The organism is Halomonas sp. MCCC 1A13316 (genome assembly GCF_014931605.1).
Lineage (GTDB): Bacteria > Pseudomonadota > Gammaproteobacteria > Pseudomonadales > Halomonadaceae > Halomonas.
This window is the reverse complement of sequence record NZ_CP053382.1, coordinates 2,881,970-2,895,161: the sequence shown is the minus strand read 5'-3', so window position 1 is coordinate 2,895,161 and position 13,192 is coordinate 2,881,970. Positions and strand designations below refer to the sequence as shown.

General features: G+C 62.2%; 16 protein-coding genes. 14 read left to right on the top strand and 2 right to left on the bottom strand.

Annotation, left to right across the window (positions count from 1 at the left end):
* Positions 1-22 precede the first annotated feature (22 nt).
* The 7 genes from mlaD (at position 23) to hisD (ending at position 5,278) form a co-directional block, all read left to right on the top strand.
* Positions 23-487 (top strand): outer membrane lipid asymmetry maintenance protein MlaD, encoded by a 465-nt coding sequence (mlaD, locus tag HNO52_RS13365; protein ID WP_197565772.1) that lies wholly within the window; start codon positions 23-25, stop codon positions 485-487.
* Between the two features lie 45 nt (positions 488-532).
* Entirely contained in the window at positions 533-1,195 is a 663-nt protein-coding gene (locus tag HNO52_RS13360) for an MlaC/ttg2D family ABC transporter substrate-binding protein (RefSeq protein ID WP_197565771.1), read from the top strand.
* Positions 1,192-1,524 carry an STAS domain-containing protein gene (locus tag HNO52_RS13355; RefSeq protein ID WP_197565770.1) on the top strand — a complete coding sequence of 111 codons (333 nt, stop codon included), beginning with the start codon at positions 1,192-1,194 and terminating at the stop codon, positions 1,522-1,524. The genes HNO52_RS13360 and HNO52_RS13355 overlap by 4 nt, the downstream gene beginning before the upstream one ends.
* Before the next feature lie 137 nt (positions 1,525-1,661).
* Positions 1,662-1,931, top strand: a complete 270-nt coding sequence (locus tag HNO52_RS13350; RefSeq protein ID WP_197565769.1) for a BolA family protein — start codon at positions 1,662-1,664, stop codon at positions 1,929-1,931.
* Between the two features lie 13 nt (positions 1,932-1,944).
* Complete coding sequence (murA, locus tag HNO52_RS13345) at positions 1,945-3,207, top strand: UDP-N-acetylglucosamine 1-carboxyvinyltransferase (RefSeq protein ID WP_197565768.1); 1,263 nt, start codon at positions 1,945-1,947, stop codon at positions 3,205-3,207.
* 42 nt (positions 3,208-3,249) lie between these two features.
* Positions 3,250-3,912 (top strand): ATP phosphoribosyltransferase, encoded by a 663-nt coding sequence (hisG, locus tag HNO52_RS13340; RefSeq protein WP_197565767.1) that lies wholly within the window; start codon positions 3,250-3,252, stop codon positions 3,910-3,912.
* A 43-nt stretch (positions 3,913-3,955) separates the two neighbouring features.
* A complete protein-coding gene (gene hisD / locus HNO52_RS13335; protein WP_197565766.1) occupies positions 3,956-5,278 on the top strand; it encodes a histidinol dehydrogenase in 1,323 nt (440 codons plus the stop codon).
* 37 nt (positions 5,279-5,315) lie between these two features.
* Here hisD and HNO52_RS13330 read toward each other — a convergent pair whose 3' ends face one another.
* Positions 5,316-6,524: a Do family serine endopeptidase gene (locus HNO52_RS13330; RefSeq protein ID WP_197565765.1), complete on the bottom strand. Its 1,209-nt coding sequence runs from the start codon at positions 6,522-6,524 to the stop codon at positions 5,316-5,318.
* 101 nt (positions 6,525-6,625) lie between these two features.
* Here HNO52_RS13330 and HNO52_RS13325 point away from each other — a divergent pair, with 101 nt between their 5' ends.
* Positions 6,626-7,387, top strand: a complete 762-nt coding sequence (locus HNO52_RS13325; protein WP_197565764.1) for a Nif3-like dinuclear metal center hexameric protein — start codon at positions 6,626-6,628, stop codon at positions 7,385-7,387.
* 18 nt (positions 7,388-7,405) lie between these two features.
* Here the strand turns inward: HNO52_RS13325 and HNO52_RS13320 are convergent, their stop codons facing one another.
* A complete protein-coding gene (locus HNO52_RS13320) occupies positions 7,406-7,888 on the bottom strand; it encodes a Z-ring associated ZapG family protein (RefSeq protein ID WP_197565763.1) in 483 nt (160 codons plus the stop codon).
* Positions 7,889-8,093: 205 nt separating this feature from the next.
* Between HNO52_RS13320 and zapE the strand changes: the two genes are divergently transcribed.
* From zapE to HNO52_RS13290, 6 genes are all read left to right on the top strand, one after another.
* Positions 8,094-9,278 carry a cell division protein ZapE gene (gene zapE, locus HNO52_RS13315; protein ID WP_197565762.1) on the top strand — a complete coding sequence of 395 codons (1,185 nt, stop codon included), beginning with the start codon at positions 8,094-8,096 and terminating at the stop codon, positions 9,276-9,278.
* Between the two features lie 172 nt (positions 9,279-9,450).
* A complete protein-coding gene (gene rplM / locus HNO52_RS13310; RefSeq protein WP_167111123.1) occupies positions 9,451-9,879 on the top strand; it encodes a 50S ribosomal protein L13 in 429 nt (142 codons plus the stop codon).
* A 13-nt stretch (positions 9,880-9,892) separates the two neighbouring features.
* Complete coding sequence (rpsI, locus tag HNO52_RS13305; RefSeq protein WP_167111121.1) at positions 9,893-10,282, top strand: 30S ribosomal protein S9; 390 nt, start codon at positions 9,893-9,895, stop codon at positions 10,280-10,282.
* Positions 10,283-10,492: 210 nt separating this feature from the next.
* Positions 10,493-11,092 (top strand): ubiquinol-cytochrome c reductase iron-sulfur subunit, encoded by a 600-nt coding sequence (gene petA, locus HNO52_RS13300; protein WP_197565761.1) that lies wholly within the window; start codon positions 10,493-10,495, stop codon positions 11,090-11,092.
* Complete coding sequence (locus HNO52_RS13295) at positions 11,092-12,351, top strand: cytochrome b (RefSeq protein WP_197565760.1); 1,260 nt, start codon at positions 11,092-11,094, stop codon at positions 12,349-12,351. The genes petA and HNO52_RS13295 overlap by 1 nt, the downstream gene beginning before the upstream one ends.
* Positions 12,351-13,118, top strand: a complete 768-nt coding sequence (locus HNO52_RS13290) for a cytochrome c1 (protein WP_197565759.1) — start codon at positions 12,351-12,353, stop codon at positions 13,116-13,118. Before HNO52_RS13295 ends, HNO52_RS13290 begins: the two co-directional genes overlap by 1 nt.
* The last annotated feature ends 74 nt before the right edge of the window (positions 13,119-13,192 follow it).

Below are 13,192 nucleotides of genomic sequence, written 5' to 3'. Positions count from 1 at the left end.
TATCGCTTAATGGAGAGGCAGCATGAAGCGCAGCAAGACAATGGAGCTGGGTGTCGGGCTGTTCATGCTGGCCGGCATTCTGGGGCTGCTGATTCTGGGTCTTCGGGTCAGCGGGTTGGCCTTCTCGGCAGCGGACGAGAGCTTCCGCCTGGAGGCCAATTTCGCCAATATCGGCGCCCTCAAGCCGCGCGCGCGGGTTACCATGGCGGGCGTCACGGTGGGGCGCGTGAGCGGCATCGAGCTGGACACCGAATGGTACGATGCCCGGGTCCTCCTCGAACTCGATGCCGAGCTTGAGGATCGCCTGCCGCGCGATACCACGGCGGCCATCCTGACTTCGGGCCTGCTGGGTGAGCAGTATGTCGGGCTCACGGTCGGTGGGGATCCCGAGATGCTGGGCGATGGCGACACTATACGCGACACCCAGTCTGCCCTCGTGCTGGAGGAACTGATCCAGCAGTTCGTGTCCAATATGGTCAGCGACTGATTCGACTACTACTTCTTGTGTCCTTATTTCATTCGAGGTCGATCCATGCCCCAGATGACGCTTTCTCTCGCTCCGTTTCGCCGCTTGCTCCTCGGGTTGGTCCTGGCCCTGGCCAGCCTGGCCGTGTCGGCTTCATCCGAGCGCAGTCCCGAGCAGGTCATTCGGCACAGCATCGACGAGCTGATGGGCCAGCTCGATGGGCGAAAGGAGTATTACGCCGACCATATCGACGAGCTCAAGTCGCTGGTGGACGACAGCCTCGCGGATATCGCCGATTTTCGCTACATCGGCGCCAGCGTGATGGGGCGCTACTTCCAGAACGCATCGCCCCAGCAGCGTTCACAGTTCGTCGATGTCTTCCGTCAGACCCTGATCGATACTTATACCAAGGGGCTGGTGACTTTCGATTATCGTGAGCTGCGCGTGCTGGAAACCCAGCGTGCGCCGCGTCACGAAGACCAGGCTTCCGTGGCCATGGAAGTCGTGGCAATGGATGGGGCCGTCTACCCGGTCAGTTACACGCTGCGTCAGTCCGATGGCCAGTGGAAGGTAGTCAACGTCATCGTCAACGGTGTCAACCTGGGTCTCACCTTCCGCAACCAGTTCGACCAGGCCATGCGTAACGAAGGTCGCGACTACGATGCGGTAATCGCCAACTGGTCGCCGGAGATTGCCACCGAGGAGTTGGAGGAGGGCAGCGGCGCATGAGTCGGCTGCTCGAGCGAGGTGGCGTGCGGTTGGAGTCCGGCCCACAGGGATTGGCCGTCAGCGGTGATGTGGATTTCGACATTGCCGCACTATTGGCCGAGGCGGGCAGCACCTGGCTGATCGAGCAGCCCTCAGGGTCGGGCGTGGTGCTCGACCTGGGCGGTGTCGAGCAAGTCAGCAGTGCCGCACTCAGTGTACTGCTCGAGTGGACGCGTCAGGCGCGTATGGCTGACGTCGAGATTCTTCACGTCAGGCTCTCGGCGCCGCTGGTTCGGCTGACACAGGTGGCAGGACTGGACGAGCTTCTGCCGCTTGCTGGCGAGGCCTGATCCGCGGTCGGCAAAGCCCGGCTCCGGCATCGCCAAGTGCGATGCTTTTCTTTACCATGTAGGGATTCTTGTTCCCGGCACTGGCCCTTGGTGGGCCTGCGTGCCGCTCCATTCGTCCCACAGGAGTTCCGTTCTTCATGCAACCCAGTGACGTCAAGGCGCTGCTCGAGGCACGCCTCGAGGATTGCGATTTCTATATCCAGGGCGAAGGCTGCAACTTCCAGGTCATCGCCGTGGGCGATGCCTTCGAGGGCTTGTCGCCGGTCAAACGACAGCAGTTGATTTATGGCGCCCTTGCTGAGGAGATTGCCTCCGGTGCCGTGCATGCCGTCAGCATCAAGACCTACACGCCGGCGCAGTGGGTTAGCGCGCCGGAGAATGCGGCTTCACCCAGCCAGGGCGCCTGACGGTCGAAAACACATGGACAAGTTGATCATTACCGGCAGTGGCCCCGTCGATGGCGAGGTCTGGGCCAGCGGTGCCAAGAACGCGGCGTTGCCCATCCTGTGCGCTACCTTGCTGGCCGACGAGCCGGTAACCATCGGCAACCTGCCGCATCTCCAGGACATTACCACCACCCTCGAGTTGTTGGGGCGCATGGGCGTCGAACCGGTGATGGGCGAGAAGATGACCATCCAGCTCGATGGCTCCCAGGTGCGCGACTGCCACGCTCCCTACGAGCTGGTCAAGAAGATGCGCGCCTCGATCCTGGTGCTTGGGCCATTGCTTGCGCATTTCGGCCATGCCGACGTATCGCTCCCGGGCGGCTGTGCCATCGGCTCGCGGCCGGTGGACCTGCACATTCGCGGTCTCGAAGCCATGGGGGCGGAAGTTCGCGTCGAAGGCGGCTATATTCGCGCCAAGGTCGACGGCAGGCTCAAGGGTGCCACCATCTTCTTCGATACCGTCACCGTCACCGGCACTGAAAACCTGTTGATGGCTGCAACCCTGGCGGAGGGCACCACGATACTCGAGAACGCCGCGCGCGAGCCCGAGGTGGTGGATCTGGCCGAATGCCTGATCAAGATGGGTGCGAAGATTCGTGGGCACGGCAGCAACAACATCATCATCGATGGCGTCGAGCGGCTGCACGGCGCTTACCATGACGTCATGCCCGACCGCATCGAAACCGGAACCTTCCTGGTTGCCGCCGCTCTCTCGCGGGGCCGTGTGCGGGTGCGTAAAACCCGTGCCGACATCCTCGAGGCGGTGCTGGCCAAGCTCGAGGAGGCCGGTGCAAAGATAACTGTCGACGATGGCTGGATAGAGCTGGACATGGAAGGGCGTCGTCCGCGTCCGGTCAACATCCGCACCGCACCGTACCCGGGCTTCCCCACCGACATGCAGGCTCAGTTCGTGGCGCTCAACGCCGTGGCGGACGGTGCCTCCCATGTGGTGGAAACCATATTCGAAAACCGCTTCATGCATGTGCAGGAATTGAACCGCATGGGAGCGCAGATTGCGCTGGAAGGCAACACTGCCATGATTGCCGGGGTCGAGCGACTCTCGGGCGCCCCGGTGATGGCAACCGACCTGCGTGCTTCGGCCTCGCTGGTGATCGCTGCGATGATGGCCGAGGGCGAGACTTTGGTCGATCGTATCTATCACATCGATCGCGGCTACGAGTGCATCGAAGAAAAGCTGCAACTGCTGGGAGCCCGGATTCGACGCATCCCCGGTTGAGGGGGCAGGCGAAGCCCGCAGCTTCCGACCATAGGCGAGACCATGAGCAAGCAACTGATTCTGGCCCTGTCGAAGGGCCGCATCCTTGACGAGACACTGCCACTGCTGGCGGATGCCGGCATCGTGCCGGCGGAGGACCTTGGCAAGAGCCGCAAGCTGCTCTTCGACACCAACCTCGACGACGTCAAGCTGGTAGTGATCCGCGCCACCGACGTGCCGACCTACGTGCAGCTGGGCGCCGCCGACCTGGGCGTAGCGGGCAAGGACGTACTGCTCGAGCATGGTGCCGAGGGGCTCTACGAGCCGCTGGATCTCGAGATCGCCAAATGCAAGTTGATGACGGCCGGCATTGATGGCGCCGTTGCCGCCCGGGCTCGCCGCCGGGTGGCGACGAAGTTCGTCAACGTGGCGCGCCGTTACTACGCTGAGCAGGGCATCCAGGCCGAAGTAATCAAGCTCTACGGGGCCATGGAGCTGGCTCCCTTGATGAACCTTGCCGACGAGATCGTCGATATCGTCGACACCGGTAACACCCTGCGTGCCAACGGCATGTCGCCGCGAGAGCTGATCGCGCCGATCAGCACGCGTCTGGTCGTCAACAAGGCCGCCATGACCATGAAGCATGAACGTCTCAAGCCGCTGATCGCGCGGCTTTCTCAGGCGGTGGAGCGACGCCGCCCGGCGGTAGAGCTCCCCACTACCTGATCGGGGAGCACGACAACATTCTTACGTGGAGGCGAATGCCATCATGAGCGAAACCCTAGCTGATTCCGTCGACATGGCCCGTCTATCCACCAAGGATGCCGACTTCGAGGCGCGCCTGGATGCGCTGCTGGCCTGGGAAGGCGTTTCGGGTACCGAGGTGCAGCAGCGAGTTGCAGAGATCATCGCGGCGATTCGTGAGCGGGGCGACGCGGCCCTGATAGAGTACACCGGGCGCTTCGACCGTCTGTCGGTATCGACGATGGACGAGTTGACCCTTGGTAGCGAGCGGTTGGAGCGGGCCTATACCGGCCTTCCGGCTGAGCAGCGCGAGGCGCTGGCGCGGGCCGCCGAGCGCATACGGGCCTATCATGAGCGTCAGAGACCGACTTCTTGGTCCTACGTCGAAGAGGACGGCAGCGTTCTCGGACAGCAGGTCACACCGCTGGATCGGGCCGGCATCTACGTGCCGGGCGGCAAGGCGGCCTATCCCTCGTCAGTATTGATGAATGCCATTCCGGCTCACGTTGCGGGGGTGCGCGAAATCGTCATGGTCGTGCCTACCCCCGATGGGGTGCTCAACGAGCTTGTCCTGGCGGCGGCCCACCTGGCCGGGGTGGATCATGTCTTTACCATTGGCGGGGCTCAGGCGGTGGCCGCCCTGGCTTATGGCACCGAGACTGTGCCGCGGGTCGACAAGATCGTGGGGCCGGGTAACATTTACGTGGCAACCGCCAAGCGGGCAGTCTTCGGGCAGGTGGGTATCGACATGATTGCCGGTCCCTCGGAGATTCTGATCGTATCCGACGGTGGTACCGATCCGGAGTGGCTGGCCATGGACCTGTTCTCCCAGGCCGAGCACGACGAGGATGCCCAGGCACTGCTGGTCAGTTGGGACGAGCGTCACCTGGCCGAGGTCGAAGCGGCCATTGCCAAGTTATTGCCGACGCTGGAGCGGGCGGAGATCGTGCGCCAGTCGCTGGCGCGTCGCGGGGCCCTGATCCGCTGCCGCGATCGGAACGAGGCCGTGCGCCTGATCAATCGTATCGCCCCGGAGCACCTCGAGCTTTCCATGGCCGAGCCGGAAGCGTTGCTGCCAGAGGTGCGGCATGCCGGCGCCATCTTCATGGGGCGTTACACGGCCGAGGCGCTCGGCGACTACTGTGCCGGACCCAATCACGTGCTTCCGACCTCGGGTACGGCGCGTTTTTCTTCACCGCTGGGCGTCTATGATTTCCAGAAGCGCTCTTCGATCATCCACTGCTCCGAGAGCGGGGCATCGGCGCTGGGTGCGATCGCTTCGGTACTGGCTCGCGGCGAGTCGCTGACGGCCCACGCGCGTTCCGCCGAGTACCGCATCAAGCCTTAGTGCCACAAACATTAGTGCCCGTAGTGCCAGGCACTCGTCAGCGCTCGTGAAGCCGGCTGGGCGGTAGCGGGCGCTCACCCACCTCCAGGTCGACGGTGAACTTCTCGCCACTGCGCACCACGGTCAAGGGAAGCGTGGCCCCTGGCTCGATGGCTGCAATGTCGCTCATGGCGGCGCGGGCATCGAGGATGGGGCGACCATCGACCTCCAGCAGCACGTCGCCTGGGCGCAAGCCGACCTCGTCCGCGGGTCCGTCCGGCACCACACCGGAAATGACCACGCCGCGTGGTGCCTGCAGGCCGAAGGAGGCCGCCAGGTCCTGCGTCATCTCCTGTGCTTCGATGCCCAGCCAGCCGCGAATCACGCGGCCCTGGGTTATCAGGGCTTCCAGGATGGAACGTGCCAGCCGCGTGGGAATGGCGAAGCCTACCCCTTGCGAGCCTCCCGAGCGGGAAAAGATGGCGGTGTTGATCCCCACCAGTGAACCCTCGGCATTGATCAGCGCGCCCCCGGAATTGCCCGGATTGATGGCGGCGTCGGTCTGGATGAAGTCCTCGTAAGCACTCAGCCCCAGGTGGCTGCGCCCGGTGGCGCTGATGATCCCCATGGTGACGGTCTGTCCCACGCCGAAGGGGTTGCCGATGGCCATGGCGATATCTCCCACTGCCACATCCCCAGTATCGGCGAGATGAATGACCGGCAGTTGGTCCAGATCGATGCGCAGAACGGCCAAGTCGCTCTCGGGGTCGGTGCCAATCACTTCCGCGAGCGTCTCCCTGCCGTCGCGCAGGGCCACCTGGATCTCGTCGGCGCCATCGATGACATGATGATTGGTCAGTACGTAGCCATCCTCGCTGACGATGACGCCGGAGCCCAGGCTCGACAGCCGGCGCTGCTGGGACGGCAGATCATCGGCGAAAAATTGACGGAAGAACGGATCCGACATCAGCGGGTGCTCCTCGCGCGCCACGACCCGCGACGAGTAGATGTTGACCACTGCCGGTGCGGCTTTTTCGACTGCTGTCGAATAGCTGACCGGCCCCTGCTGGCGCGAAAGTGGAGGGGCCTGCTGAAGCTCGGGGGAGGGTCGCGACACTTGCTGCACTTCGGTGGGCGGCGCTGATTGGGTGGGGCTGTCCGGTGCCGACGAGCTTCGCAGCAACTGTGGAAAGGTGTTCAGCAAGACAATGGCCAGCAGCACGCCGATGAGGACGGGCAGGGTATAGGCAATGAGAGAACGACGCATGCGGCGTTTCCTGGTCGGCGGGCAGTCGATGATATCCCGCTCAGTCGTTACAATGGGGCCGATTGTAACACTGTCATCGAAGTGCTGTCCGGGAGGCAGGAATGATTTTGCGAACCGACGTGGTGCGGGCCTGCGATACCCTGCTCAACGCCCCCGCGTTCAAGGACTATACCGTCAACGGCTTGCAGGTGGCGGGGCGTGACGAAGTGCGGCGCGTGATGAGTGGCGTGACGGCCTGCCAGGCATTGCTCGACGAGGCGGTGGCGTGGGGAGCGGACCTGCTGCTGGTTCATCACGGCTACTTCTGGAAGAACGAACCGGTGGCGATCACCGGCATCAAGCAGCGGCGCATTCGTACGCTGCTGCTCAACAACATCAATTTGCTGGCCTATCATCTGCCGCTCGATGCCCACGCCGAATTGGGCAACAATGCCGAACTTGCCCGCCGGCTCGGCTTTCGGGTAGAAGGTTGTGCCGACGGTGAGCTGGGCCAGGGACTGGTGTGGCTCGGCAGCCTGCCCAAGGCCGCTTCCCCCTCGGTCCTGGCTCGCCTGGTCGCTGATCGTCTGGAGCGCGAGCCATTGCTCATCGAGGCGCCCGGCGGCGGTGATATACGTCGTGTCGCCTGGTGTACCGGTGGCGCGCAGGACATGATCGTCCAGGCCTGGGAGGCCGGCGCCGAGGCGTTCATCTCGGGTGAGATCTCCGAGCGCACCACGCACCTGGCGCGTGAGCTCGGCATTCACTATCTGGCTGCAGGTCACCACGCCACCGAGCGCTACGGCGTCCAAGCCCTAGGGGCATGGTTGGAGCAGGAGTTCGACGTTGAGCATCGCTTCGTCGATATCGACAATCCGGCCTGACGTGGGAGGGGCTGGCGATTAGTAGCGCGGAGGTTGCGGAGTCGCGCTCTTGTCGTCGCTGGGCTTGAGGCCGAAGTCCTCCGATAGGGTGCCGCCGGAGCCATCGGCGTAATCGCGCGGTGCCGGTATGTCGTCGCTACCGGTCAGTGCCGGTTGGTCGGCCGACTTGAGCTGACGGGCCGATTCGAGCTGATTGGACGACTTCGACTGGTTGTTGGTGGGAGCATCGCAGTGCAGCGTGCTGGCATCCTCGGTCAGGCGATGCTCGAGGGTGCGCATTTCGCGCTGGATGTTGCTTACCATCATGCCGACTTGGCTGAAGTGTTCGTTCATGCCTTCGCGAAGCTCGTTCAGCTCGCGTTCACGCTCAGCCGCCTGGCGCCGCAGCTCCTGCGTGCGGGTGGCCGAGGCGCCAAATGCCCGATAGCCGATGGCGCCGATGCCAAGGCCGATCAGCAGGCTGACGATAGCCACGATCCAGTTCACATTGCCGTAATCCACAAAATTCTCCCTGATACAGAAACACGCCGGTGCTTTGCCACCGCCCGGTTCGGGCCATGTCTGGCCGGCCCATTATAGAAGCGTTGGCAGTCGGCGGGTCAACGCTCGGTGATATCGCCTGTGCCCATTTTTCTGCGCGCGGCGCACGAGATGCGTATAATGCAGGGCCTGCAACGATACGAGCCAGATCAGCAAGGAATCTTCCATGTGCGCGACCGTGACGTCTGCGGGTTCCCCCTCGGCTGCTGCCGGTACGCCGTTGGCACGCTACCGGGCCGACCTCGAGCGCGATGATTTTCACTACGACCCTGCTCAGGAGCAGGCCGTCGAGCATTTGCAGCGTCTCTACGACCGGCTCGTGGCCTCGCCGAGGGCCGAGTCGCGGGCCGTGACTACCGGGCGTGGCCTCAAGTCCAGGGTGGCGGGCCTATTCGGCAAGCGCGGCAAGGAGGAGGAAGAACCGGTTCTGCCTGCGATCCAAGGGCTCTACTTCTGGGGCGGGGTGGGGCGTGGCAAGACCTATCTCGTCGATACCTTCCATGAGTCCCTGCCTTTTCCGGACAAGATGCGCACCCATTTTCATCGCTTCATGCAGCGGGTGCACAACGAGTTGGAACACTACAAGGGCGAGAAGAATCCGTTGAGGCTGATCGCCGGCAAGTTCGCCGCCGAGGCGCGGGTGATCTGTTTCGACGAATTCTTCGTCAAGGACATTACCGATGCCATGATCCTTGCCACTCTGCTCGAAGCTCTGTTCGAGCGCGGCGTGGTGCTTGTGGCCACCTCGAACATCGTTCCCGACGAGCTGTACAAGGATGGGCTGCAGCGTGCTCGCTTCCTGCCGGCCATCGACCTGATCAAGCGCCACTGCCGCGTGGTCAATGTAGATTCGGGTATTGATTATCGCCTGCGTGCGCTGGAGCGTGCCGAGATATTCCATGCGCCGCTGGATGCAGCGGCGGAGCGTGAAATGGCGCGAAGCTTTCATGAAATCGCCCGGCACGACGGCGAAGCCGATGTGTCGATCGAGATCAATCATCGCGTGCTACGGGCTCGCCGCCTGCATGACGACGTGGTGTGGTTCGAGTTTCGCGAGCTGTGCGACGGGCCGCGTAGCCAGAACGATTACATCGAGCTGGCCCGCGAATTCCACACGGTACTGGTTTCCAACGTGACGAGGATGGGGGCGGCGACTGACGACCAGGCGCGCCGCTTCATCAACATGGTCGATGAGTTCTATGATCGCGGCGTCAAGCTGCTGATGTCGGCCGAGGAGCCGGCAGCGTCGCTCTATGCTGGCGGGCGGCTCGAGTTCGAGTTTCAGCGCACCCTGTCGCGACTGCAGGAGATGCAGTCGCACGAATATCTCGCACTGCCACACAAGCCGTGATCGAAAGCCAGATAAGGCTTTAATCCTTGCGCGCAATTCCTGTAGAATATGCGCTTCTCGACCGTTGTCGCTGCTTGTTGGGCAGGGCAACCAAGAAAAATAGGGATGATTCCGATGACACGCTAGGTGTTCGGGGTCCAATGCACTTGATTGATCTTGTGGTGATTTCTCCATGAAAACGTTCACTGCCAAACCGCAGAGCGTGCAGCGCGACTGGTATGTCGTCGACGCGGCGGACAAGACGCTCGGCCGTCTGGCCACCGAAATCGCTCGTCGTCTGCGTGGCAAGCACAAGCCCGAATTCACCCCTCATGTCGATACCGGCGATTACATCGTCGTGATCAACGCCGAGAAGGTGCAGGTTACCGGCAACAAGGCGAAGGCCAAGACCTACTATCGGCACACCGGCTATCCGGGCGGTCTTCGCTCCATGAATTTCGAGAAGATGATTGCGCACGCACCGGAGCGCGTTATCGAGTCTGCCGTCAAGGGCATGCTGCCGAAAGGCCCGCTGGGGCGCGCCATGTACTCCAAGCTCAAGGTCTACGCCGGCGCCGAACATCCGCACGCCGCCCAGCAGCCGCAAGAACTGAACATCTGAGGGGATCATCACCATGGCACAACAGTATTACGGTACCGGGCGCCGCAAGACATCTACTGCCCGTGTGTTCCTCAAGCCGGGGACCGGCAAGATTACCGTCAACAGCCGTGAGCTGGACCAGTACTTCGGTCGCGTTACCGGCCGCATGGTGGTTCGTCAGCCGCTCGAGCTGACCGAGACGACCGGCCAGTTCGACGTCTATGTCACTGTCAAGGGCGGCGGTGGTTCTGCTCAGGCGGGTGCCATTCGTCACGGCATTACCCGTGCCTTGATGGAGTACAACGAGGACTTCCGTCCGGCACTTCGCGCCGCTGGCTACGTTACTCGCGACGCACGCCAGGTGGAGCGCAAGAAGGTTGGTCTGCGCAAGGCGCGTCGCCGCCCGCAGTTCTCCAAGCGCTAATTGCATCAAATCGGAACAAAAAGCCCGGGCGTTTGCCCGGGTTTTTTTATTTTTATTTCAAGTGATTGCGATTCGAATTCCACCTTTGTCAGGACTGTTTCGCCTTGTACGAAGCGGCTTGATTCCTTAATATATGGCGGATTTGGTATCCGTGGCTACGGAACTCATTCCGTGCGGTTCAACGGGTAAGCTGATGGGAGAAACCATAAAATGGCAGACAACGGCGTGAACAAAGGGCGGCGCCGTCTACTCCTTGGTGCCACCACCGTCGTAGGGGCGGTGGGGGCCGTGGGAGTGGCGGTTCCCTTTGTGGCTTCCTGGCAGCCGAGTGCCAGGGCAAGGGCGGCTGGGGCGCCAGTAACGGCGGATGTCTCGAAGCTCGAGCCGGGGCAGCGCATGACCGTCGAGTGGCGCGGGAGGCCGGTGTGGGTTGTACGGCGTACCCCCGACATGATGGAGCGTACCGAGAATCTCGACCCTTCCCGTCTGGCCGATCCCGATTCCGATGAACCGCAGCAGCCAAGCTACGTCACCGGTCCGTTACGCTCGATCAAGCCCGAAATCGGCGTGCTGATCGGTATATGTACCCACCTGGGCTGCTCGCCGCTGTTCCGCCCCGAGCCGAACGCCGAGGGAGTGGGGACGGACGACTGGCCGGGTGGTTTCTTCTGTCCCTGTCACGGTTCACGTTTCGACCTGGCGGGTCGCGTGTTTCGCAACGTGCCGGCGCCGACCAATCTTGAAGTACCGCCGTACCGCTTTGAGAGCGACAGCGTGATTGTCGTCGGCGAAGATGAGGAGGCCGCCTGATGGGTAACCCGAACCGTGTCAAGGCAGAAAGCGGGTTCATGCGCTGGGTGGATGACCGCTTCCCCGCCACGCAGATGTGGCAGGAGCACCTGTCCAAGTACTACGCACCCAAGAATTTCAACTTCTGGTACTTCTTCGGCTCTCTCGCCCTGCTTATGCTCGTCAACCAGATCCTGACCGGCGTATGGCTGACCATGAGCTTCAACCCTTCTGCCGAGGGCGCCTTCGCTTCCGTCGAGTACATCATGCGCGACGTGGAGTGGGGGTGGCTGATCCGCTACATGCACTCCACCGGCGCTTCCGCCTTCTTCCTGGTGGTCTACCTGCACATGTTCCGTGGCCTGCTCTACGGCTCCTACAAGGCGCCTCGGGAGCTCGTCTGGATCTTCGGCATGGCGATCTACCTGGCGCTGATGGCCGAGGCCTTCATGGGCTACCTGCTACCTTGGGGGCAGATGTCCTACTGGGGTGCCCAGGTGATCATCTCGCTGTTCTCGGCGATCCCCGGCATTGGCCCGGACCTGGCCCAGTGGGTGCGTGGTGACTTCCTGATCTCGGGGATAACCCTCAACCGCTTCTTTGCTCTCCATGTGGTGGCATTGCCCATCGTGATCCTGGCGCTCGTGGTGCTGCACATCATCGCGCTGCATGAAGTCGGTTCCAACAATCCGGACGGTATCGACATCAAGGCCAAGAAGGACGAGGCCGGCAAGCCACTTGATGGCATTCCTTTCCATCCGTACTACACCGTCAAGGATATTTTCGGTGTGGCGGTGTTCCTGTTCGTGTTCTGCGTGGTGGTGTTCTACTTCCCGGAGGGTGGCGGTTACTTCATCGAGAAACCGAACTTCGAACCTGCCAACCCGCTGAAGACGCCTGACCATATCGCTCCGGTATGGTACTTCACGCCCTTCTACGCCATCCTGCGGGCGATCAACTTCTCGCTCTTCGGACTGGACGCCAAGTTCCTCGGCGTGGTCTTCATGGGGGCCGCCATTGCCGTGCTGTTTGTGCTGCCCTGGCTCGATCGCAGCCCGGTGAACTCCATGCGCTACAAGGGCTGGATCTCCAAGGTCATGCTGACGCTGTTTGCCATCAGCTTCGTGGTCCTCGGTGTGCTGGGCGTGTTGCCGGCAACCGATGGGCGTACCGTGCTGGCGCAGGTCTGCACGGCGATCTATTTCGCCTTCTTCCTGCTGATGCCGTTCTACACGCGGATGGAGAAGACCAAACCCGTTCCGGAGAGGGTGACTGGCTAATGAAAAAGCAACTGTTCGCACTGCTCTTCGCGCTGGTACCCTTCACGGCGATAGCCGCGGGTGGCGCGAGCGTGCCGTACTCGATGACGCCGGATCTCCACGACAAGGCGTCCCTGCAGCGGGGCATGAAGCTCTTCGTCAACTACTGCATGGGGTGTCATTCGCTCGAGCACCAGCGTTTCGCGCGTGCCGCCGAAGATCTCAACATCCCCCAGGAGCTCGTCGAGGAGAATCTGATCTTCTCTTCGGACCTGGCTTACAACGACCAGATGCATAATGCCATGAGCACAGAGGACGGGGAGAGTTGGTTCGGGGCGCCGCCCCCCGACCTTACGCTCGAGGCGCGCCTGCGCGGTACCGACTGGATCTACTCATACCTGTTGACCTTCTATCGCGACCCCGAGCGGCCTAATGGGGTCAACAACGAAGTGTTCGACCTGGTGGCTATGCCCAATGTGCTGGAGCCTCTGCAGGGCGTGCAGGAAAAGGTCTGTGCCGAGACGGATCGTCCCGTTCACGGGGCGGAGCTCGACCCGCTGACCGGCAAGTACCAGTCCTGTGAAGTGCTACAGGTAACCCAGCCGGGAAGCATGGAGCCTGAGGAGTTCGAGGAGGCGGTCTACGATCTGACCAATTTCTTGGCCTACGTAGGTGAGCCGACCAAGCTGCATGCTCAGGCGCTGGGTCCGAAAGTGCTGATTTTCATCTTCATTTTTGGCGTTCTGGCGTACCTGCTCAAGCGCGAGTACTGGCGCGACATCCACTGATTCGGTTGAATCGGTCGGTTGTGCCGCAGGGGGCGCATGGTCACATGCCATGCGCCCCCTGCGTGTTGTTTCAA

Coding starts and splice junctions, on each gene's coding strand:
- mlaD (WP_197565772.1), top strand. CDS start 23: ATGAAGCGCAGCAAGACAATGGAGCTGGGTGTCGGGCTGTTCATGCTG.
- HNO52_RS13360 (WP_197565771.1), top strand. CDS start 533: ATGCCCCAGATGACGCTTTCTCTCGCTCCGTTTCGCCGCTTGCTCCTC.
- HNO52_RS13355 (WP_197565770.1), top strand. CDS start 1,192: ATGAGTCGGCTGCTCGAGCGAGGTGGCGTGCGGTTGGAGTCCGGCCCA.
- HNO52_RS13350 (WP_197565769.1), top strand. CDS start 1,662: ATGCAACCCAGTGACGTCAAGGCGCTGCTCGAGGCACGCCTCGAGGAT.
- murA (WP_197565768.1), top strand. CDS start 1,945: ATGGACAAGTTGATCATTACCGGCAGTGGCCCCGTCGATGGCGAGGTC.
- hisG (WP_197565767.1), top strand. CDS start 3,250: ATGAGCAAGCAACTGATTCTGGCCCTGTCGAAGGGCCGCATCCTTGAC.
- hisD (WP_197565766.1), top strand. CDS start 3,956: ATGAGCGAAACCCTAGCTGATTCCGTCGACATGGCCCGTCTATCCACC.
- HNO52_RS13330 (WP_197565765.1), bottom strand. CDS start 6,524: ATGCGTCGTTCTCTCATTGCCTATACCCTGCCCGTCCTCATCGGCGTG.
- HNO52_RS13325 (WP_197565764.1), top strand. CDS start 6,626: ATGATTTTGCGAACCGACGTGGTGCGGGCCTGCGATACCCTGCTCAAC.
- zapE (WP_197565762.1), top strand. CDS start 8,094: ATGTGCGCGACCGTGACGTCTGCGGGTTCCCCCTCGGCTGCTGCCGGT.
- rplM (WP_167111123.1), top strand. CDS start 9,451: ATGAAAACGTTCACTGCCAAACCGCAGAGCGTGCAGCGCGACTGGTAT.
- rpsI (WP_167111121.1), top strand. CDS start 9,893: ATGGCACAACAGTATTACGGTACCGGGCGCCGCAAGACATCTACTGCC.
- petA (WP_197565761.1), top strand. CDS start 10,493: ATGGCAGACAACGGCGTGAACAAAGGGCGGCGCCGTCTACTCCTTGGT.
- HNO52_RS13295 (WP_197565760.1), top strand. CDS start 11,092: ATGGGTAACCCGAACCGTGTCAAGGCAGAAAGCGGGTTCATGCGCTGG.
- HNO52_RS13290 (WP_197565759.1), top strand. CDS start 12,351: ATGAAAAAGCAACTGTTCGCACTGCTCTTCGCGCTGGTACCCTTCACG.